Annotated in this window: 23 protein-coding genes; 13 read left to right on the forward strand and 10 right to left on the reverse strand. The window is 59.1% G+C overall.

What is annotated here, in order from left to right:
- Nucleotides 1–143 precede the first annotated feature (143 nt).
- Nucleotides 144–431: a DUF6477 family protein gene (locus Q7V03_RS18230; protein WP_304927017.1), complete on the forward strand. Its 288-nt coding sequence runs from the start codon at nucleotides 144–146 to the stop codon at nucleotides 429–431.
- A gap of 64 nt (nucleotides 432–495) precedes the next feature.
- On the opposite strand, the gene Q7V03_RS18235 is transcribed toward Q7V03_RS18230, so the two are convergent.
- The gene (locus Q7V03_RS18235) at nucleotides 496–2,046 is read right to left on the reverse strand and encodes a trimethylamine methyltransferase family protein (RefSeq protein ID WP_304927018.1); all 1,551 of its coding nucleotides are present in this window, start codon (nucleotides 2,044–2,046) and stop codon (nucleotides 496–498) included.
- A gap of 263 nt (nucleotides 2,047–2,309) precedes the next feature.
- Between Q7V03_RS18235 and guaA the strand changes: the two genes are divergently transcribed.
- Nucleotides 2,310–3,866, forward strand: a complete 1,557-nt coding sequence (gene guaA, locus Q7V03_RS18240; protein ID WP_304927019.1) for a glutamine-hydrolyzing GMP synthase — start codon at nucleotides 2,310–2,312, stop codon at nucleotides 3,864–3,866.
- On the forward strand, nucleotides 3,863–4,141 hold the full coding sequence (locus Q7V03_RS18245) for a putative quinol monooxygenase (protein ID WP_304927020.1): 279 nt from the start codon (nucleotides 3,863–3,865) through the stop codon (nucleotides 4,139–4,141). Before guaA ends, Q7V03_RS18245 begins: the two co-directional genes overlap by 4 nt.
- 147 nt (nucleotides 4,142–4,288) lie before the next feature.
- Here the strand turns inward: Q7V03_RS18245 and Q7V03_RS18250 are convergent, their stop codons facing one another.
- A complete protein-coding gene (locus Q7V03_RS18250; RefSeq protein ID WP_304927021.1) occupies nucleotides 4,289–4,888 on the reverse strand; it encodes a nitroreductase family protein in 600 nt (199 codons plus the stop codon).
- Between the two features lie 140 nt (nucleotides 4,889–5,028).
- Between Q7V03_RS18250 and Q7V03_RS18255 the strand changes: the two genes are divergently transcribed.
- The 8 genes from Q7V03_RS18255 to Q7V03_RS18290 all read left to right on the forward strand — a co-directional run bounded on the left by Q7V03_RS18255 (nucleotide 5,029) and on the right by Q7V03_RS18290 (nucleotide 12,880).
- A complete protein-coding gene (locus Q7V03_RS18255) occupies nucleotides 5,029–6,324 on the forward strand; it encodes an MFS transporter (RefSeq protein WP_304927022.1) in 1,296 nt (431 codons plus the stop codon).
- Complete coding sequence (locus Q7V03_RS18260) at nucleotides 6,321–7,229, forward strand: DMT family transporter (RefSeq protein ID WP_304927023.1); 909 nt, start codon at nucleotides 6,321–6,323, stop codon at nucleotides 7,227–7,229. The genes Q7V03_RS18255 and Q7V03_RS18260 overlap by 4 nt, the downstream gene beginning before the upstream one ends.
- A 126-nt stretch (nucleotides 7,230–7,355) precedes the next feature.
- A complete protein-coding gene (locus tag Q7V03_RS18265; RefSeq protein ID WP_304927024.1) occupies nucleotides 7,356–8,474 on the forward strand; it encodes an OmpP1/FadL family transporter in 1,119 nt (372 codons plus the stop codon).
- A 114-nt stretch (nucleotides 8,475–8,588) separates the two neighbouring features.
- On the forward strand, nucleotides 8,589–9,473 hold the full coding sequence (locus Q7V03_RS18270) for an ATPase (RefSeq protein ID WP_304927025.1): 885 nt from the start codon (nucleotides 8,589–8,591) through the stop codon (nucleotides 9,471–9,473).
- 25 nt (nucleotides 9,474–9,498) lie between these two features.
- Nucleotides 9,499–10,416 (forward strand): homoserine O-succinyltransferase, encoded by a 918-nt coding sequence (metA, locus tag Q7V03_RS18275; protein WP_304927026.1) that lies wholly within the window; start codon nucleotides 9,499–9,501, stop codon nucleotides 10,414–10,416.
- Nucleotides 10,391–11,368: an alpha/beta fold hydrolase gene (locus Q7V03_RS18280; protein ID WP_304927027.1), complete on the forward strand. Its 978-nt coding sequence runs from the start codon at nucleotides 10,391–10,393 to the stop codon at nucleotides 11,366–11,368. Before metA ends, Q7V03_RS18280 begins: the two co-directional genes overlap by 26 nt.
- A gap of 28 nt (nucleotides 11,369–11,396) precedes the next feature.
- Nucleotides 11,397–12,269 carry a polyphosphate kinase 2 gene (gene ppk2 / locus Q7V03_RS18285; protein WP_304927028.1) on the forward strand — a complete coding sequence of 291 codons (873 nt, stop codon included), beginning with the start codon at nucleotides 11,397–11,399 and terminating at the stop codon, nucleotides 12,267–12,269.
- Nucleotides 12,266–12,880, forward strand: coding sequence for a TetR/AcrR family transcriptional regulator (locus Q7V03_RS18290; protein ID WP_304927029.1), 615 nt, complete (start codon nucleotides 12,266–12,268; stop codon nucleotides 12,878–12,880). The genes ppk2 and Q7V03_RS18290 overlap by 4 nt, the downstream gene beginning before the upstream one ends.
- Nucleotides 12,881–13,144: 264 nt before the next feature.
- On the opposite strand, the gene Q7V03_RS18295 is transcribed toward Q7V03_RS18290, so the two are convergent.
- From Q7V03_RS18295 to Q7V03_RS18315, 5 genes are all read right to left on the reverse strand, one after another.
- Complete coding sequence (locus Q7V03_RS18295; protein ID WP_304927101.1) at nucleotides 13,145–14,221, reverse strand: ABC transporter ATP-binding protein; 1,077 nt, start codon at nucleotides 14,219–14,221, stop codon at nucleotides 13,145–13,147.
- Between the two features lie 32 nt (nucleotides 14,222–14,253).
- The gene (locus Q7V03_RS18300; protein WP_304927030.1) at nucleotides 14,254–15,060 is read right to left on the reverse strand and encodes an ABC transporter permease; all 807 of its coding nucleotides are present in this window, start codon (nucleotides 15,058–15,060) and stop codon (nucleotides 14,254–14,256) included.
- Nucleotides 15,057–16,004 carry an ABC transporter permease gene (locus Q7V03_RS18305; RefSeq protein ID WP_304927031.1) on the reverse strand — a complete coding sequence of 316 codons (948 nt, stop codon included), beginning with the start codon at nucleotides 16,002–16,004 and terminating at the stop codon, nucleotides 15,057–15,059. Before Q7V03_RS18305 ends, Q7V03_RS18300 begins: the two co-directional genes overlap by 4 nt.
- 152 nt (nucleotides 16,005–16,156) lie before the next feature.
- Nucleotides 16,157–16,408 carry a hypothetical protein gene (locus tag Q7V03_RS18310; protein WP_304927032.1) on the reverse strand — a complete coding sequence of 84 codons (252 nt, stop codon included), beginning with the start codon at nucleotides 16,406–16,408 and terminating at the stop codon, nucleotides 16,157–16,159.
- A 123-nt stretch (nucleotides 16,409–16,531) separates the two neighbouring features.
- The gene (locus Q7V03_RS18315; protein WP_304927033.1) at nucleotides 16,532–17,932 is read right to left on the reverse strand and encodes a PLP-dependent aminotransferase family protein; all 1,401 of its coding nucleotides are present in this window, start codon (nucleotides 17,930–17,932) and stop codon (nucleotides 16,532–16,534) included.
- An 89-nt stretch (nucleotides 17,933–18,021) separates the two neighbouring features.
- Between Q7V03_RS18315 and Q7V03_RS18320 the strand changes: the two genes are divergently transcribed.
- Entirely contained in the window at nucleotides 18,022–18,234 is a 213-nt protein-coding gene (locus Q7V03_RS18320) for a DUF1127 domain-containing protein (RefSeq protein WP_304927034.1), read from the forward strand.
- A gap of 154 nt (nucleotides 18,235–18,388) precedes the next feature.
- Here the strand turns inward: Q7V03_RS18320 and rpsI are convergent, their stop codons facing one another.
- The 3 genes from rpsI to Q7V03_RS18335 all read right to left on the reverse strand — a co-directional run bounded on the left by rpsI (nucleotide 18,389) and on the right by Q7V03_RS18335 (nucleotide 20,361).
- The gene (gene rpsI, locus Q7V03_RS18325) at nucleotides 18,389–18,874 is read right to left on the reverse strand and encodes a 30S ribosomal protein S9 (protein ID WP_304927035.1); all 486 of its coding nucleotides are present in this window, start codon (nucleotides 18,872–18,874) and stop codon (nucleotides 18,389–18,391) included.
- 3 nt (nucleotides 18,875–18,877) lie between these two features.
- Nucleotides 18,878–19,342, reverse strand: coding sequence for a 50S ribosomal protein L13 (gene rplM, locus Q7V03_RS18330; RefSeq protein WP_304927036.1), 465 nt, complete (start codon nucleotides 19,340–19,342; stop codon nucleotides 18,878–18,880).
- A gap of 236 nt (nucleotides 19,343–19,578) precedes the next feature.
- Nucleotides 19,579–20,361: an SseB family protein gene (locus tag Q7V03_RS18335; protein WP_304927037.1), complete on the reverse strand. Its 783-nt coding sequence runs from the start codon at nucleotides 20,359–20,361 to the stop codon at nucleotides 19,579–19,581.
- Between the two features lie 148 nt (nucleotides 20,362–20,509).
- On the opposite strand from Q7V03_RS18335, the gene Q7V03_RS18340 reads away from it, so the two are divergent.
- Entirely contained in the window at nucleotides 20,510–21,757 is a 1,248-nt protein-coding gene (locus Q7V03_RS18340; RefSeq protein ID WP_304927038.1) for a Na+/H+ antiporter NhaA, read from the forward strand.
- Nucleotides 21,758–21,979 lie beyond the last annotated feature (222 nt).

Here is a 21,979-nt window from a genome sequence, read left to right on the forward strand (position 1 = left end):
ATCGTTAATTTCTGAGCCTTTGCCGATAATTGTTTATAAATCTTAAACAATCCCGGAAGCTTCCGCGCGCTGCAACTCGGCTTTGCGCAACGCCCAGTTGTGGCGTGCTATGCAGGCGCCACCACTTATGGAGGCCTTGCCAAATGACCGATTTCCGCGCTTTGCTTGAAACCCTGAAGCGCCCCCGGATGTTGATCCGCGCCGCCCGTTGTGGCGTGCTGGATTACCGCCGCGACCGTGATCTGAAGCGCTTGGTGGATAGCACCCCCTCGCCTGAGCGCGCGGTGACGCGGTTGTTGGCCGAGGAGGAACGGCTGGAGGATATCCGAGTCAGCGGCGAGGCCAGCTATTCGGTATCACGCCATATTGAGGTGCTGATCGCCTTAATCGCCGAGGTGCGGCTGCTGCCGCGCGCGCCCAAAGCGATCTGACCAAGCCACCCGAATAGCAAAAGGCCCGCAGCGATGCGGGCCTTTTCAAGATCGGCTGATCCGATCACATAAACGCATCTGGCATTGATGCCTTCTTCTTCGCCACATATTCGTCGATACTTTCCCGCACGCCGTCGTCAATCGCAGGAGCGACATAATCGCCGAGCATCTTCTTCACCCGCTCCGCCGCCAAGGTCTGCGTGTCGCGCGCGCCTTCCTCGGCCCAAGTCTCAAACGGTTTGTAGTCGAACAGATCCGAGCGCCAGAACGCAGTTTTAAAGTTGGCTTGGGTATGCTCGCAGCCCAAATAGTGACCGCCGGGGCCAACCTCGCGGATCGCGTCCATCGCCTGCCCGTTGGTGTCCATCATGATGCCCTGCGCCAGATGGTGCAAAGTGCCCAACTGATCGGCATCCATCACGAATTTCTCGTAAGAGCTGACCAGACCACCCTCCAGCCAACCGCAAGCGTGCAGCATGAAGTTCACCCCCGCCAGCAGCGCCATGTTCAGGCTGTTCGCCGTCTCATATGCCGCCTGCGCATCCGGCAGTTTCGATCCGCAGAACGACCCACCCGAGCGATACGGCAGCCCCAAGCGCCGCACCAACTGCCCGACGCCATAGGTGATATGCGAGGCTTCCGGGGTGCCAAAGGTCGGGGCGCCCGAGTTCATGTCGATTGAGGTCACAAATGCGCCCGCGATCACTGGCGATCCGGGGCGAACAAGTTGGGAATACGAAACCCCCGCCAAAATTTCCGCCAAAACCTGCGTCAGCGTGCCCGCTACCGTCACCGGAGCCATGGCACCGCCCACGATGAACGGCGACACGATCGAGGCTTGGTTGTTCGATGCGTAAACCTCTAAAGCCCCCATCATGATGCCGTCAAAGGTCATCGGCGAGTTGATGTTGATCAGACTGGTCATCACCGTGTTCTGGTCAACAAAATCTGCGCCGAACAACAGCTTAGACATTTCCACCGAATCTGCCGCCCGCGACGGTTCCGTCACCGAACCCATATAGGGCTTGTCCGACAGCACCATATGCGCGCGCAGCATATCAAGGTGGCGCTTGTTCACCGGAACATCGGTCGGCTCGCAAACGGTGCCGCCCGAATGGTGCAACCATTTCGACATATAGCCCAGCTTCACGAATTTCTGGAAATCGTCCAGCGTGGCATAGCGCCGCCCGCCTGCGATATCGCGCACGAAAGGCGGGCCGTAAACCGGGGCCAGCACCAGATTGCGGCCGCCAACCTCGACATTGCGCTCTGGGTTGCGGGCGTATTGGGTGAAGGTTTTCGGTGCAGTCGAACACAACTTACGCGCCAGCCCACGCGGAATATGCACCCGCTCGCCGCGCACATCCGCACCCGCTTCGCGCCAGCGCACCAGCGCCGCTTCATTCTCGATAAAGTTGACGCCGATCTCTTCTAACACGGTTTCCGCATTGTATTCGATGATCTGCAAGGCTTCCTCGTTGAGGATCTCAAAGTTCGGGATGTTGCGCTGGATGTATTTCGCGGTCTCGAAACTGACCGCCGTGCGCTCTGCCCTCCGGGTTGCCCCACCACCACCCCGTGCCCGTCGACCACCAGCTTCTGCAACATCGCTCATCGCAATCTCCATCCTCAGCCGCCTACGCGGCGCTGTTTTGCTAAGCTTATGACGTGAACGAAGCAGACCTCGCCCCCCGAATACGCCGCATAATCGACAAAACCGACATGTTCCGGTTCTGTAAACGACTTATGCGCCTCCTCTGTGCGCAAAGACCCTCACGGGGGGTCAAGGCAGGCTGAAAGCCCGCCTTTCCACCGCAAACACACAAAAATCCCGTCCAGCGATCTTGCGATTCCCCGCACATCCGGCTACCCGAGGCCATGACACAACATGATCGCCTTCTCATCATCGACTTCGGCTCTCAGGTCACGCAACTGATTGCGCGCCGCCTGCGGGAGTTGAACGTTTATTGCGAAATCCACCCCTATAATAAGGTGGATGATGCGTTCCTGAAAAGCTTTGCGCCGAAAGCGGTGATCTTGTCGGGTGGACCGGATTCGGTGACACGCGCAGGATCGCCCCGCGCGCCCGAGGCGCTCTGGTCGTTCGGCGTGCCAGTGTTGGGCATCTGCTACGGTCAGCAAACCATGATGCAGCAGTTGGGTGGTTTGGTTGAACATGGCCACGGCACTGCCGAGTTTGGCCGCGCTTTCGTCACCCCCACCAACGATAATCTGTCGATCCTCGATGGTTGGTTCGCGGATGGCCGCGAACAGGTCTGGATGAGCCACGGCGACCATGTCTCCAAGATCGCCCCCGGCTTTCAGGTTTACGGCACCTCGCCCAACGCCCCCTTCGCCGTCACCGCCGATCCTGCGCGCCACTTTTACGCCGTGCAGTTCCACCCCGAGGTGCATCACACCCCGAAGGGTGCGAAACTTTACGAAAATTTCGTGAAGCTGGCCGGGTTCTCGGGCGATTGGACGATGGACGCCTACCGCGAGCAAGCCATCGCCGCGATCCGCGCGCAAGTCGGCGACAAGAAGGTGATCTGTGCTTTGTCGGGGGGTGTTGACAGCTCTGTGACCGCTATCCTGATCCATGAAGCGATTGGCGATCAGCTCACCTGCGTCTTTGTCGATCATGGCCTGCTGCGGCTGGGTGAGGCCGAGCAGGTCGTCGCGATGTTCAGCGATAATTACAATCTGAACCTGATCCACGCCGACGAATCCGAACTGTTCTTGAGCAAACTCGAAGGCGTATCGGACCCCGAAACCAAGCGCAAAATCATCGGTGGCTTGTTCATCGACGTATTCCAGAAATACGCCAACGGCATTGAAGGCGCAGAATTTCTCGCCCAAGGCACGCTCTACCCCGATGTGATTGAAAGCGTCAGCTTCTCTGGCGGCCCTTCGGTGACGATCAAATCGCACCACAATGTCGGCGGTCTGCCCGCAAAAATGGGCCTGAAGCTTGTTGAGCCTTTGCGCGAGCTGTTCAAGGATGAAGTCCGCGCTTTGGGTCGTGAACTCGGGCTTCCCGCCTCTTTCATTGGCCGCCACCCCTTCCCCGGCCCCGGTCTTGCGATCCGCTGCCCCGGAGAGATCACCACCGAGAAACTCGACATCCTGCGTCAAGCCGATGCAGTCTATATCGACCAGATCCGCAAACACGGTCTCTATGATGAAATCTGGCAAGCCTTCGCCGCCATTCTGCCGATGAAAACCGTCGGTGTGATGGGCGACGGGCGCACCTATGACTACGCTTTGGCTTTGCGCGCGGTGACATCGGTCGATGGTATGACCGCCGACACCTACCCGTTCAGCCACGACTTCTTGGGCGAAACCATGACCCGCATCATCAATGAGGTCAAAGGCGTCAACCGGGTGTTCTACGATATCACCTCCAAGCCGCCCGGCACCATCGAACTCGAATGATCCGGTTGCGCGGCCATCTCATCTGCGCGACGTCGGAACAATCCGCCGCCGTGCAAGCGCATGTTGCCGAGCACACACGCCTTAGCCGCGCCGAGCCGGGGTGCCTTAGCTTTGAAGTCACCCCGACCGACGATCCGCTGAGGTGGGAGGTGCTGGAAACTTTCCGCACCCAAACTGATTTCAACGCCCATCAGGCCCGTACCCGCGCGTCCGACTGGTTTGACGCCACCCGCAATATCCTGCGCGATTTCCGGGTCGAGGCGATCGGCGACTAAACCTCTACCCCTTTCACATTGGCAAAAACACTCCGGGGGAGCGTAGCGGGGGCTGGCCCCCAACTCCGCGCAACAGCCGAAGACCGCATCCCCGGCAGCGCCGTCGGAAGGGGCTCGATGCCCCGCGCGAAGGCACCTGTTTACAGGTCAGACAAACCCGCCATGTGCCACAATCTGCGCCAAAGGCAGCCGACCATTCGGCACTTCGCGGGCTTGCAGCACTTCGGGCAATTTTTCGATATCGCCATGCTCACCGACCGCGATCACGGCATGCAGCACATAACCTTCCGGCAGGTTCAGGTTCTTGGCCAGCACATCGGCCTCAAACCCGCCCATCGCATGCGCCACCAACCCGGCATGATACGCCTGCAACGCGAGATAGCCCCAAGCGGTGCCGGCATCAAAACTATGCGCGGAATTGGGCAGGTCTTTACCGTCTTTCTCAACCGTCGTGCGCGACGCGACGGCAATCAAAGCGGCGGCTCTTTCGGCCCAAGAGCGGTTAAACGGCACCAAAGAATCGGCGATCTTGCCGAAAGCTGCATCGCCGCGCAGACCGTAAGCAAACCGCCACGGTTGGTTGTTGCTGGCGGAAGGCGCCCAACGTGCGGCCTCAAACAGCGGCAGCAGCTCGGCCTCGGTCAGGGTTTTGCCGGTAAAGCCACGCGGTGAGAAGCGTTCGGTGAATTGCGCATGGATCGGATGATCAGCAGTGCGGATGGTTTTGATAGCGGCGTGAGCGGTCATGACGATTCCATTTTTTGATCTATGATCAACATAATGCTGCATTGCGGCATAACAAGGCCGTCCAGCGCAGACATGTCCCGCAAAAATGCACAGGATGCCAGCTCTGGCAAAGCGCCACGGATAGCGCTAGTCCTTCGGCCATGCGCGCGTTGTCTCAAAACTTTTTGTTCCGTCACCGCGATTTCGGCCTATTTTGGACCGGTATGGCGCTTGTCAACATCGCAGCCCAGATAGAGGCCGTCACCATCGGCTGGCAGATCTATGCGCTGGGCCGCGCCACACTTTCCATCAAAGAAAGCGCGTTTCTGGTCGGCATGGTCGGCCTGTGCCAATTCCTGCCGCTGTTCGTGCTGACCCTGTGGGCCGGATCTTTGGCGGATCGTTACTCCCGCCGTATGATCGTCATGCTGGCACTGCTGGCGGAAACCATCGGCGTTTTGGGCCTTGTGGCCTTGGCCCTACACCCCAAACCCGGCTTTACCGCAATCTTCGCCATCGCCGCTTTGTTCGGGGCCGCGCGCGCCTTCTTGTCGCCTGCGGCCACGGCTTTGGTGCCGATGCTGGTGCCGAAATCCGACATGCCGCAGGCGATCTCGCTGAAATCACTCAGCTGGCAGGGTGCTGTGATCATCGGGCCGTGGCTGGGCGGGATGCTGTGCGCCATCTCGACCGCTGCCGCCTATGCCACCACGGCGGCGCTGTATGTCGCGGGCGTGGCGATCCTCGTGCTGATGCGCGCCAACACCACGCCCGAACGGCAACCGGGCAGCCAATGGGCACAGATCAAAGAGGGCCTCGCCTACACCTTCCACAACAAGATCGTGTTTGGCGCGATTTCGCTCGATCTGTTCGCGGTGCTGCTCGGCGGGGCGACCGCCCTGCTGCCCGCCTTCGCCAGCGATATTCTGCATGTCGGGCCCGAGGGCTTTGGCATCCTACGCTCGGGTCCGGCGATTGGCGCGGTGCTGGTGGCACTGGCGCTGGCCCGTTGGCCGCTGAAGCGCCGCGCCGGGATCAGGATGTTCTGGGCGGTGGGAGCCTTTGGACTGGCGACGGTGGTGTTCGGGCTGTCGCAGAATATCTATCTCTCGGTTGCAGCCCTAGCCGTGCTGGGGGCTGCGGATATGATCTCGGTCTATGTCCGGCAAACCTTGGTGCAGATCGTCACCCCCGATCACATGCGCGGCCGGGTGTCTTCAGTGTCAGGTCTGTTCATCTCGGGCTCTAACGAGCTTGGAGAATTCGAATCCGGCGTCGTCTCGCGCTTTCTCGGCCCGGTCGGGGCGGCGGTGCTCGGCGGCATCGGCACCATGATCGTCACCGGCTCTTGGGCCTGGATGTTCCCGGCCCTGCGCAAAGCCGACCGTCTGGATGGGATCGAGCCTGACAGAGAAACGCTTCAGCCCCATTCGATGACCTCGCAGGTCAGCCAATGAGTCCGCCCAAAGCCCCCAACTCGCCCGCGATCCGCGCGGCGTTCTGGATGATCGGCTCGATCCTCGCGTTCTCGGCGATGGCGATTGCCGCCAAACAGATCGGCCCGCGCCACGATAGTTTTGAAATCATGACGGTGCGCTCTGCCGTAGGCTTTGTGCTGGTGCTGGCTTTGACCGCAGCCTCTGGCAAGCTGCCCGAGATCACCGCCCGCAAACTTGGCGGTCATGCCCTGCGCAACGTGATCCATTTCACCGGGCAAAACCTGTGGTTCTGGGCGCTGACCATGATTCCCTTGGCGCAGCTTTTCGCCATCGAATTCACCTCGCCGTTGTGGGTGGTGCTGTTGGCCGCCCTGCTGCTGGGCGAGCGGCTGACCAAGATCCGGCTGATCGCCGCCGCCTTGGGCTTTGTCGGCGTGCTGATCGTGGCCCGCCCGGATCTCGCGCATCTGAACCCCGGCGTTCTGGCCGCTGCCGCCTCGGCCCTTTGCTTTGCCACCACCAATGTGGTCACCAAAAAACTGACCGTGGGCATCTCTATTCTGTGCATCCTGTTCTGGCTGACGCTGATGCAGTTCTTCTTTGGTCTTACCGCAGCGCTGAGCGATGGCATCTTCCATCTGCCCACCGCCGCCACCCTGCCGTGGCTCTGCGTGATCGGGCTTGCGGGGGTTTCCGCGCATTACTGCGTCACGGCTGCGCTGAAACTCGCGCCCGCCTCTTATGTCATGCCGCTGGACTTTCTGCGCCTGCCGCTGATCGCCGTGGTCGGCGCCTTGATCTATGCCGAACCGCTTGACCCCTACGTGATCCTTGGCGCGGCGGTGATTTTTGCCGGCATTTGGCTGAACATCCGTGCGGAAATCCGACCCAAAGGCCACATCGCGCCAATCACAACCCCGTGACGCCGCGTCATTGATTGACCACTGCACAGGCTTGCGCTTAGCGTGACAAATCACCGCATTGATCGCATTAACCCACGGAAAAGTTGGGACATGCCAAGATGCAGCATCGGTTACGGGGAGTAGACCATGAAGCATATCGTCACCGCGCTTGGCGCATTGGCAATGACCACGACGCTGGCACAGGCGGGGGGGATTGACCGCTCTGGCACCAGCTATTCGGCGCTGTTTGACAAAGGCCGCATTGCGACGATTGGTTTTTCCAACGTGACCCCGTCGGTTGGCGGTGTGTTCACCCATCCGCTTGCTGGCCCAATCCCAACCGGAAATATGTCCGAAACCTACACGACGCTGTCGTTCAGCTATAAATCGGACATCAATGATAAATTGTCCTATGCGATCTTCCTGAACCAGCCCTACGGCGCGGATGCCCATTACAAGGAAGGCATCTACAATGGGCTAGAGGCGCATTGGAAAAGCACGCAACTGGCGGCTTTGCTGAAGTATAACCTTAACGAGCGCGCCTCGGTTTACGGTGGTCTGCGTCTGGTCAGATCTTCCGCAGAAATCAATATTCCGGTGCAAATGCTGTCGCCACCCGCCACGCCGATCGTGATTGGGCCTTATACCGCAACAACCGATACCGACACGCAAGTCGGCTATGTGGTTGGTGCGGCCTATCAAATTCCCGACATTGCCCTGCGTGTGGCCCTGACCTACGAATCCTCCATCAAGCATGAGTTTGGCACGTCAGAGCGGTTTGCGGGCCTGAACGAGGGTGCCACCATTGATGGCAAAACCGAAATCAGCATGCCGCAAAGCGTGACCTTGGATTTTCAGTCGGGGGTGGCGAAAGACACGCTGGTGTTCGGCTCGGTGACGTGGAGCGAGTGGTCGAAATGGCACGTTCGGCCCGATTACTATAACGGCGTGATCAATGATGAGATCACCGGTTTTTCGAATAATGTCATCACCTACGAATTGGGCGTTGGTCGCAAGATCAATGACAGCTTGTCAGTGTTCGCACGGATTGGCTATGAGAAATCCGATGGCGAGGAAGCCTCGCGACTTTCCCCCACCGATGGCCGTCGCAGCTTTGGCATCGGCGGGTCGTGGACCAAAGACAACGTCAAAATCACCGGTGGCGTTGAATATGTGAAGCTTGGCGATGCGGTTGACGCCTCAGGCACCAAGTTTTCTGGCAATGATGCGGTCGGCGTCGGTGTGAACGTCGCCTTCACGTTCTGATCGCAGCCTTTTAATTTTCCGGCCCCGCAGTGCTTGTGGGGCCGCTTTCATTTTCGCTTCCCCCTCCCGGCCTGCGCCTGTAACAAAGCCGTGCCAAGCAAGCCGGAGCGCGCGATGATTTACACCTCAGGACAAGATTTTCGCGCCGCCCGCCAAAAGCGCGTGCTGCTGTTTGGCATGTCGGGCTTGGGCAAAACCTATCTGTCGAACATGCTGCGGGATGCGGGCCAAGCGAACGCGGGCGGCTGGTTTCACTACTCGGTCGACTACCGCATCGGCACCCGTTATATGAACGAATTCATCGCCGACAACTTCAAGCGCGAGGCGATGAAGGTTCCGCTGCTGCGAGAATTGTTGATGTCGGATTCGGTCTATATCGCCTCGAACATCACCTTTAATAACTTGGCCCCGCTCTCGACCTATCTCGGCAAGCCCGGTGATCCGGCGCGCGGTGGCATTGCGTTTGAGGAATATCAGCGCCGCCAGGCCGAACATGCGCAGGCCGAAATCTCAGCCATGCTGGATGTGCCGCGCTTTGTCGAACGCGCTAAAAATATCTATGGCTATCAGAACTTTATCTGCGATACCTCAGGTTCGATCTGCGAGGTGGTCGATGCCGAAAGCCCCGCCGATCCGGTGATGCGCGCCTTGGCCGATAACCAGTTGCTCGTCTGGATCAAAGGCTCGGATACCCACAAAGCCGAACTTGCCCGCCGCTTTGACCGCGCCCCAAAGCCGATGTATTACCGCCCGGATTTTCTGATGAAGTTATGGGCGGAATACCTTGTTCATGAAGGCAAATCCGCGACCGAAGTGGACCCAGACGCGTTCTTGCGCTTTGGTTATGCCCGCCTTTTGGATCATCGCCAGCCGCGCTATGCCGCGATGGCACGGTGGGGCGTGACCGTTACCGCCGAAGACGTGGCGCAGGTCAAAACCCCCACTGATTTCGATGACATGATCGAGACTGCCCTTGATCGCGCGAAGAACCACGCCTAACTCTCTACAAAATCAGGATAAATCCATGCCAATCACCCTGCCCGCCTCCCTGCCCGCCTTCGACGTTCTGCGGAATGAAGGCGTCATGGTGATGTCGCCCGAGCGGGCGCAGGCGCAGGAAATCCGCCCATTGCGCATCGGTCTGTTGAACCTGATGCCAAAGAAAATCCAGACCGAGAACCAATTCGCCCGACTGATCGGGGCAACACCGTTGCAGATCGACTTTCAACTGATCCGCATGTCGGAACATCAGGCAAAAAATACCGCCGCCGACCATATGGAAACCTTCTATCGCCCGTTCCAAGAGGTGAAATCCGAGAAATTCGATGGGCTGATCATCACCGGTGCGCCCATCGAACATCTGCCGTTCGAGGAGGTCACCTATTGGGATGAACTCTGCGAGGTGATGGATTGGACCCAGACCAACGTGTTCTCGACCTTTGGCGTCTGCTGGGGTGGCATGGCGATGATCAACCATTTCCACGGCGTCAAAAAGCATATGCTGGATCACAAGGCGTTCGGGTGCTTCCGCCACATGAACCTTGCGCCGACCTCGCCGTTTTTGCGCGGCTTTTCGGATGATTTTGTGATTCCGGTCAGCCGTTGGACCGAGATGAAACAGCCCGAAATTGACGCAGCCCCCGGCCTGCGCACGCTTTTGGGCAGCGATCAGGTTGGCCCCTGTCTGGTCGAAGACCCGGAGCATCGCGCGCTTTATATCTTCAACCATTTTGAATATGACAGCGACACGCTGAAGCAGGAATATGACCGCGATGTGGCCGCTGGCACCCCGATCAATGTGCCGGACAATTACTACCCGAACGACAATCCGGCCCTACCTCCGCTGAACCGCTGGCGCAGCCACGCGCATTTGCTTTACGGCAACTGGATCAACGAGATTTATCAGGGCACCCCTTATGACATGGCAGAAATTGGCCGCTAAGATCCTGATATCGGCCGCGATCTTGGTTGGCTTGTCGGCAGTCACGCTGTATCGCGCCCAATCGCGTGAGGCCGCGATTGCCGCTGAATTCCCGCCCGAGGGCCAGTTCCTGACGGTGAACGGCGCGCAGGTGCATGCCTATGTCACAGGCCAAGGCCCCGATCTGATCCTGATTCACGGGGCCTCCGGCAATGCCCGCGATATGACGGTGGCACTTGCCGCTGATCTGGAACAATCCTACCGCGTCATTGCTTTTGACCGCCCCGGTCTGGGCTGGTCAGACCCGATCCCCGACCAATCTTTGCGCAGCCAAGCCCTGCACCTGTCGGATGCTGCCGCACAGTTGAACGTCCACGATCCCATTATCGTCGGCCAAAGTTATGGCGGTTCGGTCACCTTGGCTTGGGCGTTGTTCGCCCCACTGAAACCGCGCGCCTTGGTGCTGATCTCGGCCCCCTCACTGCCATGGCCCGGCCCGCTCGACATCTTCTACCGATTGACCGATAGCGGCATCGGTGCGGCACTGATCCCGCCGCTGGCCTCGGCTTTCACCCCTGACAGCTATCTTGACGCCACCATCGCGGCCATCTTCGCCCCCGATCCGGTGCCGCCCGGCTATGCCCAAGCCATCGCCGCGAAACTGACGATGCGCAGCAACACCCTGCGCGCCAATTTTGAGCAAGTGAACAAGCTACGCCCCGAAATCGTCGCGCAAGAACCGCTCTACCCGCAACTCACGCTGCCCATTGAGCTGATCCACGGCAGTGCGGACACCATCGTGCCGCTGGTGATCCACTCTAAACCACTGTCAGAACGCCTGCCCAACGCGCATCTGACGGTGATCGAAGATGCGGGCCACATGCCGCACTACAGCCACCGCGACGAAACTCTGGCGGCGATTGAACACGCCGCCCAACGCTCTGGATTGCGCCCAAGCCCGCAATCGCCATAGTGGGGCAACCCTAAAGCTGGAGGAAATCATGGATCTGCCCTTTGACGGCGCAATCAGCCGCTATTTCAAGGAAGCCGCCCCGAAAGAGGTGCGCAAAACCATCGAAAAGGCCAGCAAGGATCAGATTCTGTGGAAGGATTACCCTTACCGGACCGAGATGAAGAAAGCGGACTACAACGTCCAGATGGATGCGCTTCAGGTGCAACTTGTGCGGATGGCGGCGGATGTGAAAGCCACCGGCAAGCGCATGGTGGTGGTGTTTGAAGGCCGTGATGCGGCGGGCAAAGGTGGGGCGATTTCTGCGGCGCATCTGAACCTCAACCCCCGCGTCGCGGGCATTGTGGCGCTGCCAAAGCCGACCGAGCGCGAGGCCGCACAATGGTATTTCCAGCGCTACGTCGATTGGCTGCCTGCGGCGGGTGAAATCGCCTTCTTCGACCGCTCTTGGTACAATCGCGGCATCGTCGAGCATGTCTTCGGCTTTTGTACCCCGGAACAGCGCGCGAAATTTTTCCGGCAACTGCCCGAATTTGAACGGATGCTGGTGGATGAGGGGATTGTGCTGGTCAAGCTGTGGCTGGAAGTCGGCCAAGCCGAACAGTTGCAGCGGTTTTTGGATCGTGAGCAAGACCCGCTGAAGCAATGGAAGCTGAGCCAAATCGACATTGATGGCTTGGCGAAATGGCAGGAATATAGCACCGCGATTGATGAAACCTTCGCCCAAAGTCATTCCAATTACGCGCCATGGACGGTGATCCTGTCGGATGACAAGCTGCGCACCCGGATTTGTGCGATACAAAACATCCTGCTTTCGGTGGATTACAAAGGCAAAGATCTGGCCGTGATCGGCAAGATTGATGACAAAATCTGCGGTGGGCCAAAGTTAAGGCAAAAAGGGTGAAACGCGGCTACCATCACGGCAATCTGCGCCAAGCCTTGGTTGAGGCGGCGTTGGAACTGATCGCGGATCAAGGCCCGACTGGCTTTACCCTGTCCGAAGCCGCAAAAGCCGCCGATGTCACCCCCGCCGCCGTCTACCGCCATTTCGCGGGCCGAGATGATCTGATCGCCGAGGTCGCGCGCCAAGGCTACGACATTTTCGCCGCCCTGATGGAGTTTGCCTATAACAACGGCCAGCCCACCGCGCTCGCGGCGTTTGAGGCCACAGGCCGCGCCTATCTGGCTTTCGCCCGCAAATATCCCGGCCATTACATGGCGATGTTCGAATCCGGCCTTAGCCTGCAAGCGCATCCCGATCTGGCCATCGTCGCGCAAAAGGCCCGCGCGGTGCTGGAACAAGCCGCCGAGCAACTGTCGCAACATCTGCCCGCCAACAAACGCCCGCCCTCCAGCATGTTCTCGGCGCATATCTGGGCGCTAAGCCACGGCGTGGTGGAACTTTACATGCGCGGCGCGCCGGGGGCAAAAAGCCCATTTCCGCCGGAAGATTTGCTGGAAGCAGGCATCGGGATCTATCTGCGCGGCTTGGGGCTGTTGCGGCCAGATTCCTAGACGTTACAGATAACCTCTCGTTCGAATGAACCTAAAAATTCTTACCAAACATGAGATTATAAAAATCATTAGAAATATGTATTTCCATACAAACACGGTGCCAGAAAATCGCGTTGTGTAGACCTGATTGTAATTCACCACATGTGCGAATAGCGACATCAGGCCAAAGCCAATGTAGTTAGAATGCAGCGCAGATAATAATTTATACACGTAATGCCCCAGACTCGATGCCACGGAGACAGACGAAAGCCTGAAACACTTTGTTCAGCGGAACAGCACCAGTGCCCCCGGCGACCATGCCACCCGCGTTTGCGTGCCGATATCCAGCACAGGTCGCCCGAATACGTTGCGCATCGACAGCCGCATCGGCTCGGTGGTGCCTTCCAGCTTGATGTCGTAATAGGTCATATCGCCGTAATAGACGACCTCAACCACCTCGGCCTTACTTTCGCGGTCGGTTGCCGTCTGGCCATCAAACAGGATCGTCAGCGTCTCGGGACGGAAGCCAATCGAGGCGCCGGAACTGCCCGGCGCCACCGACACTTGTTCGGCATCCAGCGTAAGCCTGCCAAAACCCTTGGCCTCCACCTCTACCTTGCCCTCCACCTCTGACAGAATATCGGCAGGCAAAAAGTTCATCGTGCCAATGAAATCCGCCACTTTCCGGCTATTCGGACGCCTGTACAAAGTTTCGGGATCAGCCAGTTGCACGATCTCGCCCTCAAACATCACCGCAATGCGGTCCGACATCACCAAGGCTTCTTCCTGATCATGTGTCACCAGAATGAAGGTGATGCCAACCTGGCGTTGCAGCTTGATCAGCTCCATCTGCATCTGCTCGCGCATCTTTTTGTCCAAGGCGCTCAACGGTTCATCCAGCAGCAGCACCTTCGGCTTTAGGATCAGCGCGCGCGCCAATGCCACCCGCTGCCGCTGCCCGCCCGAAAGCGCATGCGCCGCCCGCGCGCCGTAGCCTTTCAACCCGACCATTTCCAAAGCCTCGGCCACCGCTTTGGCTTTCTCCGCAGCCGAGCGCGGGTCTTTGCGCAGACCAAAGCCCACATTCTGCTCCACCGTCAGATGCGGGAAGATCGCGTAGGATTGGAACACCATATTGGTTGGCCGCACATTGGCCGGCACATTCGCCATATCCTTGCCGTCAATCATCACCACGCCCGAGGAAATGCCCTCAAACCCGGCAATGGTGCGCAGCAGCGTGGTCTTGCCACACCCAGACGGCCCCAGCAGGCTGAAAAACTCGCCCGCTTTGATCGTCGCGGTGATACCGCGCAGGGCGTGATAGTCGCCATAATACTTATGAACGTCTTTGAACTCGATCATCGTCTGATCGGCAGCGGTTGATGTTTCAGACGTCACAGGAAGCCTCCAGTACCCTTACCACCGGTTTTGGCGAGGCCACGGCGGCGGAAATATTCTGCGGTTGCAAGCAAGGCGATGGACAGACACACAAGAATCGTCCCCAAAGCCAGAATGACCGGCACGTTCTGCGGAAAGCGGAACTGGCCAAAGATATAGACCGGCAGGGTGTTTTCATTGCCCGCCAAAAAGAACGCCATGATGAATTCATCAAGGCTGATGGTGAAGGTGATCAGCAGCGATGAGATGATCCCCGGCAACACCAGCGGCAGGATCACCAAGCGGAACGCCGAAATCGGGGTCTCCCCCAAGTCATAAGCGGCTTCTTCCAGTGATTGATCCAAAGACTGGAACGCCGCCGACAGGATCGCAATCGAGAACGGCGTGCAGACCAGCACGTGCCCCAAGATCACCGTGAACAGGCTGAGCGGCATGCCGATGCCCAGCAAAACCGTCAGCAGTGCCACCGCAAGAATGATATCCGGCATCACCAAAGGCAGCATGATCAGCCCCATCAGCGGCGTCTTGAACGGAAACGCATAACGGCTAGAGGCGCGCGAGGCGAAAACACCCAGGCAGGTCGAGATCACCGCGGCACTACAGCCGATGATCAACGAGTTTTTCAGCGCCTGATGCAGTGCCGGATCATCCCACAGCTTGCTAAACCAGATCGTGGTGAAGCCGTTCAGCGGAAAGGCGATCGTGGTGGCGTTGTTAAACGCAAAGATCGGCAGCAGCACGATCGGCGCGTAAAGAAAAATCAGATAAAAGATCGTATAGCCGCGAAACCAGCCGCCCTTCATCGCTTATTCCCCCGCAAGAATCGCCTGTTCAGGAACAAAAACAACAGGCTGACTGCCATCACCAGCGCCATCGAGGACACCGCCAGCGCCGATCCCAGCGGATAATTGTCCAGTTTTTTGTAGTTCAACTCGACAAGGTTAGCGACCATCTTGCCCTCTGGCCCGCCGACCAAACTGGGTGTGACGTAGTCGCCAATGGTCGGAATAAACACGATCAGCACCGAAGAAATCACCCCGGGCATCGCAAGGGGCAGCGTCACCCGCCAGAACGTCATGAACGGGCTTTCGCCCAGATCGCGCCCGGCCTCAAGGAACGAGCGGTCAATCTTTTCAAGCGAGACGAAAATCGGCAGGATCGCAAACGGCGCATAGGCATGCGCGAGGGTGATCACCACCGAATTGACATTGTACAAAAGCCAGGTGATCGGCTCTTGGATCAGGCCAATCTCGAGCAGACCGAAGTTGATCGGCCCGCCGGTGCCCAAAATCACCTTCCATAGAAACACCCGGATCAGGTAACTGGTCCAGAACGGAATGGTGATCAAAAACAGCCACAGCGACTTTTTCGACGGCGCGACGTAAAAGCTGACGTAATAAGCCACCGGAAACGCCAGCAGCACCGTCACCGCCGTCACCACCATCGAAATCATCAGCGACCGCCACATCAGCGTCAGAGCCAGTGGGTCCGACCACACACCTTTGTAGGTCTGCGACTCGGTCAGAACGCCGTTGACATCCTTGTAGGAATGACACTCACCAAAGTAATTACACAGTTGAAATTTCGGGATAATCTGCAAATATCCGTCGGTCATAAAGCTATAAACTAAGATCATCCCCAAGGGGGCCGCCAGCAGCAAAATCGCGTAAATTGCGGTGGGGCTGATCATCAACAGCCCGTTGGCGGCCTCAGATCCCCTGAAGCGCACCTTTGGTTTCGATTGCATACCCGTCCCCCTGTTGCGCCTTGGCTGGCACAGCTTTGCATCTTTTGATCAAATTAAGTCGATCCTGCAAAACCGCGCAAGTCTTATCTGATCGCAAACCCTGAACGATCATCGCCGCCAAGCGCCCCTCGCGCAAGGAAAACAGGATGAATTCAGATCCGCTCGATCTGAATCGCCCGCTTTTTTAGCTCCGCGTACAGACAGGCGAGCACCCTTGGCGCGCCCACCGCCGCCTGTAACGCATCCAAGATCCCCTGATCGCCCGCACCATCCGACACCCGCCAGACCAGCCGTTGCTTCAGGCCATCATCATAGACAATCTCGGTCAGGCCGGTGCGCGACTTGCGCATGCCCAGAAAATCAGCGCCCGCACCAAGCACGTGAAACGTGGTTTGAAGTCCCATTTTTGGGCCTTTCTTTTATGTGTCTGGCCAACCTGCTCGATCCTAGAATCTTGCGCGCCAACTTCCCTGCGGTCAATTCCTGTCAAAAGGATTGTGCCCCACCGAGTCCAGAAAGCCACACAGTCACACCCCCATATCGTTGGGGGGGCGCGGCAGCATGTACCCCATCGCCGCCAACCCCGCATCAAGTTGCTGCCTTGGAATCCCACCCGCAATCGCCAGACGCACCGCATTGGGGGCCCGCCCATTGCTCATCGCATATTGGTCAGCGGCGCGCAGCAAAACCCCCTGTTCTTCCGCCATCCGGGTGAAAGTATAGGCCCGCCACCCCTGCGGCAGCCGCAACCAGGCAAACGGAATTCCCTTCTGCCACGACAGATCAAACGCACCCAAACGATTGACAACCATCTGCAAACGTTCAGAAAAATCTGTCTCGACCTTTGCGCGGATCGTATGCGCAGCCCCCGAGTTGAACAGTTCCAGCGCAAACTCGGCCAGCGGCTTTGACAAAGCAAAGAACGCGTGCTGCGCCGCCAGCCGCCCGGTTGGCCCCATTCCGGTTGGGCAAATCACATAACCAAAGCGCAATGCCGCCGAGACGGATTTCGACAGGCTGCCCGCATACCAAACCCGCTCCGGTGCCAAGGCCCGCAAGGCAGGGTCCGGCGCGCCAGAATAGAAATAGCACTCATCTTCGATAATTTGCAGATCATAGCGCCGCGCGATGGATACAATTTGCGACTGTCTCTCTTGGCTCATCCGCGCGGTGGTCGGGTTTTGTGCGCTGGGGGTCAGACATAACACCTGCGCACCATAGCGTTTGCACGCCGCCTCTAATGCATCCGGGCGAATACCTTCATCGTCCAACTCAATCCCGATCACCTCGGCCCGCGCCGCACGCGCGGCATAGCGAAAGCCGGGATAGGCCAGATCCTCGATCAGCACCACCGGGCGGTCGCCGCGCAAACAGCAATCGAGGATCAGCCCGATGCCGCTTTGGCCGCCATGCGTCAGCATCACATCATCTTCGCCAATCGGCCCCAGCGCCCGGTCAGCCAGCCAACCCACCACCGCCTCGCGCAACGGGGCCTCACCACTTTGATGCGTATAATCAAGCCATTCCGTGCCAACACTTAGAGAAACCTTACGCAGGATATCGCCAAAAACCTCCACCTGTCCGACATCCGGCAGTTGCGGCGAACGCAGATCAACCCGCCCATCTTCTATCCCCGGATCGCGGTCGATGAACAAAGGTTGCGTCGGCCCCAAGCGCGGCTTGCGCGCCGCCACAAACGTGCCGCGCCCCACCGTCGCTTCCAGCAGGCCTTCCTGCGTGGCGATCTGATAAGCCCGGCTGACCGTCCCCGGCGTCACCGACAAGCGGTAAGCCAAATCGCGCACAGTCGGCAATTGTGTGCCTTGCGGCAAGGTGGCGGTTCGGATTGCCTCGCGCAAAGCCCGCGCCAGCGAGAGATACTTCGGCCCTTCGTCACCAGCGAGATCTGGCACCCAGATTGTATGCATAACAATGTTCCTCTGGCGATTCGCCGACTGGCATTGTATCAATCATAGCAGGCAACTGCATCTTGTATCAATACAATCGGATGAAGCGCATGTCGTATAACCAAGCCCTCGCTCTGAATGGCCAAGCTCTGCCGCCGCTGTCGCGCGTTGCAGTCTCGCTCGCGCTGACCGTCGCGGCATGGGAACTGCGCTATCGCACCCGAAAGCAGTTGGCACAGATGCCCAAGCACATGCTGCGCGACATTGGCCTTTCTGAAGACCACGCGGAACTTGAGGCCGAAAAGCCGTTCTGGCGCGCCTGACCCATTCTCCCTGTTCCCCAACCTCGGGCCGGTGCTTTCCGGCCCGTTTTTTTATGCCCAACCTCGGTAAGCCATAAGACCCGCAACGGGGTGACTGCAAAACAAAAGGCCCGTGGAACACCACGGGCCTTTTGCGCAATCCAGATGATAAAGCTTAGCGCTTCGAGAACTGGAACGACTTACGGGCTTTCGCCTTGCCGTATTTCTTACGCTCAACCACACGGCTGTCGCGGGTCAGGAAGCCTGCGGCTTTCAGCGCCCCACGCAGAGCGGGTTCATAAAGCTGCAAGGCTTTGGAAACGCCATGCTTCACAGCGCCAGCTTGGCCGGAAAGACCGCCGCCCGCAACCGTTGCCATCACGTCGAACTGGCCTTCAACGCCCGCCACGGTGAACGGCTGACGCAGGATCATTTGCAGCACCGGACGCGCGAAATAAACCGCCATCTCTTTGCCATTCACAACCACTTTGCCCGAGCCCGGTTTGATCCAGACGCGTGCAACGGCGTTCTTGCGCTTGCCGGTCGCATAAGAACGGCCCAGCTTGTCACGCACAGAGACGCGCACGATAGCCAAAGGTGCTGCCGGGGAAGCCGCACTAACGGCCGATTTCAGATCGTCGAGAGATTTGATTTCGGACATGATTTATGCGCTCCGGGTGTTCTTCGGGTTCAGCGATGCAACATCGAGAACGGTGGGCTGTTGCGCCTCATGCGGATGCTCAGCCGACGCGTAAACGCGCAGGTTGGTCATCTGAACGCGGCCCAGACGGTTGCGGGTGATCATACGCTCAACAGCTTTGACCACGACGCGCTCGGGGTGTGCGCCTTCCAAGACTTGCTTGGCGGTGCGCTGCTTGATGCCGCCCGGGTGGCCGGTGTGCCAGTAGTAGATCTTGTCGTTGCGCTTGTTACCGGTCATCTGGATTTTGTCCGCGTTGATGACGATAACATTATCACCCATATCCATGTGGGGGGTGAAGGTCGGCTTATTTTTGCCGCGCAGGATAGAAGCCACGATCGTTGCAAGACGGCCCAGAACGATGCCTTCGGCGTCGATCAGGATCCATTTCTTGTCAATGTCCGCAGGCGTAGCGGAGAAGGTTTTCATCTTGAACCCATAAGAGAGAGGGCGAGAGTCACCTCTCGCATTTCGGATGGTGGCTTATCGCTGAACCAGCGCGCAGCGTCAAGCGCAGGAATAGATATAATAAAACGCAAATTCAATGACTTATGATATGCGGTATTATATTACCCCAACCCAACCTCAAACAGTTTGACTAAAATTGGTCATCCTCTCTGCTCAAATAACCCACAGGGGTCTGGGGGTGTGAAACCCCCAGCGGTTTACCGCAAGCGCGGCGGCTTGCCGTCCATCCCCGGTGCCGCCCGCTCCACTGCAGCCTGCACCAGCAGATCCGGCACCTCAAACACCACCGCCACCCGCGCAAGCGCGACCACTACCGCATCGCTTGAGGCCAAAAACGTCACATCCAACTCCCCCGCCTCCAGCCCGGAAAACACCAAAGCCTCCGACAGCGCCCGCGCCAAAGCCTCCTCGGCCCCCGGCCGCGCATCCATCACCGCCAGCATATGGCCCAGCCGCCCGTCACTATAGCGCACCCCCGCCAGCAGCGCCGCCCGCGCCAAGCCAGCCGCGCCGCCAAGCGTAAACGTCAAAGCATCGCTCAATGCCTCTGGCAGACCCTTCGGTGCGAAAAACTGCGCAGGTGTGGCCTCGACCTCGACAGGCGCCGCCTCCAACATCTCGCACAGCCAGCGCAAGGCTTCTGGCGGCAACAACACCTCTGACACAGCGCCAGTGCCAAAGTTCAGCCCCAACGACAGCCCCTGCCCCAGCATTTGCTGCGCAATCAACCGCCCCGGCAGGGCTGCATAAGGCAGGCCCCCGCCCCCGCCCGCCATCACCGCCAACCTTTCCTCGGAATCGTATGCCAGCAACACCGGGCCGTCCGGCAGATCGAACACCTTAGGGTCCACCCGCGCGTCTTCCGCCTCGCGCTCCAGCAGCAGGAACAAGGTGGCATCCGCCAGCAGCCGGTAAAACCGCAACCCCGCCGAGGCGTCCCCCGCCTGCATCGCGCCATAAGCCTGATCGAGACTTTGCATCACATCCTCCATTTTGCCATCGCTACCGCCACAAACGCCGCACCGCAACAGCGCAGCAACACTCGCAGACTTCCGTCAAATCCCGATTGTGACGCCACTGCCCCCCAGATAGGGAGGGACAAAACCCGTGCCGCCCCGGAATCCTGCTATGTATCGTGTCTCGCTCTTCATGCGCCATTTCGCCTTAGCCCTTTGTCTTGGCATCCTTGCCGCCACGCTTTGGCTTAACTTGGATGCCGCAAGTTACTATGATTTCATTGAAGGACGCATCGCTGATCTGCACGCGCCCGCCTTTTTCACCAATCTGCTGCCAGCTTGGCTGACGCAATGGTCGCTGCAAAGCCCGGCCCTGACCCCCGCCTCGCTCACCTCTCACGGGCTGATGGCATTGTTCATGTTCTTCGTCGGTAAGGAATTGTGGGAGGCGCTGATCCTAGAGCGTGGCGCGCTGTCTGGCCCGCAATCTTTAGTCCCACTTGGCGGTGTGATTGGGGCGACACTGGGTGCAGCCCTTGTCTGGATACTCACCAGCGCGCTGATCGAAACCGCCGCCGAATCCAGCCTTGGCATCGGCTGGCAAGTCCCGCTCGGCTCTGACGTGGTGCTCGGCTATGTCTTGGGCCGCCGGGTGTTCGGCCCAAACCACCCCGCCCTGCATGTGCTGCTGCTGGTCACCATCGCCTGCGATTTTCTCGGCCTCTTGGTGCTGGGTCTGTCCTACCCCAGTGGTGGTTTTTTCCGCTTGGGCTGGCTCGCGCTGCCGCTGCTCGCCAGCTTTGGCGTCTGGGCGCTCTATGGCCGCCGCCAACGCCTGAACGCCTCCGAAGCCGCCCGTCGCCGGGGCCTGATGCTTTGGCCCTATATCTTGGCCGCAGCCGTCTCTTTCATCGGCGTAGCCGCCGCAGGTCTGCCCCCGGCGCTTGGCCTGCTGCCCGTGATCCCCGCCATCCCGCACGCAGACCGCTCGTTCGGATTTTTTGCCGAGGCCGAGAATTTTCTGTACGACCCGCTCAACCGCATCGCCCATCTGCTGGTGCGCCCGCTTGCGCTTGTGCTGTTCCTGTTTGGCCTGACCCGCGGTGGTATTGACCTTTCGGCCGCAGCCCCCACCACCCTCACCACGCTTGCCGCGCTCTGGATCGGCAAACCCTTGGGCTTTCTGCTTGGCTGCTGGCTTGCGGCCCGCATCACCCGCCGCACCTTGCCGCAAGGCATCGCCCTGCGCGAATTGCTGCTGATCGCCATGCTGCTGGGGATAGGCTTCACCGTCCCGGTCCTCGCTCTGGACACCGCTTTGCCCGGCGGCGGCATGGCCGAAGCCGCCCGCCTTGGCTTGGCACTTTCGCTTCTCGCCGCCGCCGCCGCTTTGCTGCTTGCCCGCCTCACCCGCCGCTAGAAGCCGACCAACCTTAACAAATTCCCCAAAATTTGCCTAAAATTGCGTTTCATCTTGGCCTAAATACTCCACGGGGGTGTGGGGGTGTGAAGCCCCCACCGCTGTCAGCCAGCGCTTCGCTTACCGATCACAATAAGCACTTGGACATCTTCCCAATAAGGCGTCGCCCGCAGCGCACCACTCAGGGAAAGGCGTTCATGCAGCACGCGAAACGCCGCCTGA

Source organism: Cypionkella sp. (assembly GCF_030652235.1).
GTDB lineage: Bacteria > Pseudomonadota > Alphaproteobacteria > Rhodobacterales > Rhodobacteraceae > Cypionkella.

Excerpts from the sequence above, each read along its gene's own strand:
- Q7V03_RS18230 (WP_304927017.1), top strand. The coding sequence starts at position 144 with ATGACCGATTTCCGCGCTTTGCTTGAAACCCTGAAGCGCCCCCGGATG.
- Q7V03_RS18255 (WP_304927022.1), top strand. The coding sequence starts at position 5,029 with ATGCGCGCGTTGTCTCAAAACTTTTTGTTCCGTCACCGCGATTTCGGC.
- Q7V03_RS18340 (WP_304927038.1), top strand. The coding sequence starts at position 20,510 with ATGTATCGTGTCTCGCTCTTCATGCGCCATTTCGCCTTAGCCCTTTGT.
- Q7V03_RS18300 (WP_304927030.1), bottom strand. The coding sequence starts at position 15,060 with ATGAAGGGCGGCTGGTTTCGCGGCTATACGATCTTTTATCTGATTTTT.
- Q7V03_RS18305 (WP_304927031.1), bottom strand. The coding sequence starts at position 16,004 with ATGCAATCGAAACCAAAGGTGCGCTTCAGGGGATCTGAGGCCGCCAAC.
- Q7V03_RS18250 (WP_304927021.1), bottom strand. The coding sequence starts at position 4,888 with ATGACCGCTCACGCCGCTATCAAAACCATCCGCACTGCTGATCATCCG.
- Q7V03_RS18265 (WP_304927024.1), top strand. The coding sequence starts at position 7,356 with ATGAAGCATATCGTCACCGCGCTTGGCGCATTGGCAATGACCACGACG.
- Q7V03_RS18270 (WP_304927025.1), top strand. The coding sequence starts at position 8,589 with ATGATTTACACCTCAGGACAAGATTTTCGCGCCGCCCGCCAAAAGCGC.
- Q7V03_RS18310 (WP_304927032.1), bottom strand. The coding sequence starts at position 16,408 with ATGGGACTTCAAACCACGTTTCACGTGCTTGGTGCGGGCGCTGATTTT.
- rplM (WP_304927036.1), bottom strand. The coding sequence starts at position 19,342 with ATGAAAACCTTCTCCGCTACGCCTGCGGACATTGACAAGAAATGGATC.
- ppk2 (WP_304927028.1), top strand. The coding sequence starts at position 11,397 with ATGGATCTGCCCTTTGACGGCGCAATCAGCCGCTATTTCAAGGAAGCC.
- Q7V03_RS18320 (WP_304927034.1), top strand. The coding sequence starts at position 18,022 with ATGTCGTATAACCAAGCCCTCGCTCTGAATGGCCAAGCTCTGCCGCCG.
- guaA (WP_304927019.1), top strand. The coding sequence starts at position 2,310 with ATGACACAACATGATCGCCTTCTCATCATCGACTTCGGCTCTCAGGTC.
- rpsI (WP_304927035.1), bottom strand. The coding sequence starts at position 18,874 with ATGTCCGAAATCAAATCTCTCGACGATCTGAAATCGGCCGTTAGTGCG.
- Q7V03_RS18335 (WP_304927037.1), bottom strand. The coding sequence starts at position 20,361 with ATGCAAAGTCTCGATCAGGCTTATGGCGCGATGCAGGCGGGGGACGCC.
- Q7V03_RS18245 (WP_304927020.1), top strand. The coding sequence starts at position 3,863 with ATGATCCGGTTGCGCGGCCATCTCATCTGCGCGACGTCGGAACAATCC.
- Q7V03_RS18280 (WP_304927027.1), top strand. The coding sequence starts at position 10,391 with ATGACATGGCAGAAATTGGCCGCTAAGATCCTGATATCGGCCGCGATC.
- Q7V03_RS18235 (WP_304927018.1), bottom strand. The coding sequence starts at position 2,046 with ATGAGCGATGTTGCAGAAGCTGGTGGTCGACGGGCACGGGGTGGTGGT.
- Q7V03_RS18260 (WP_304927023.1), top strand. The coding sequence starts at position 6,321 with ATGAGTCCGCCCAAAGCCCCCAACTCGCCCGCGATCCGCGCGGCGTTC.
- Q7V03_RS18295 (WP_304927101.1), bottom strand. The coding sequence starts at position 14,221 with ATGATCGAGTTCAAAGACGTTCATAAGTATTATGGCGACTATCACGCC.
- Q7V03_RS18315 (WP_304927033.1), bottom strand. The coding sequence starts at position 17,932 with ATGCATACAATCTGGGTGCCAGATCTCGCTGGTGACGAAGGGCCGAAG.
- metA (WP_304927026.1), top strand. The coding sequence starts at position 9,499 with ATGCCAATCACCCTGCCCGCCTCCCTGCCCGCCTTCGACGTTCTGCGG.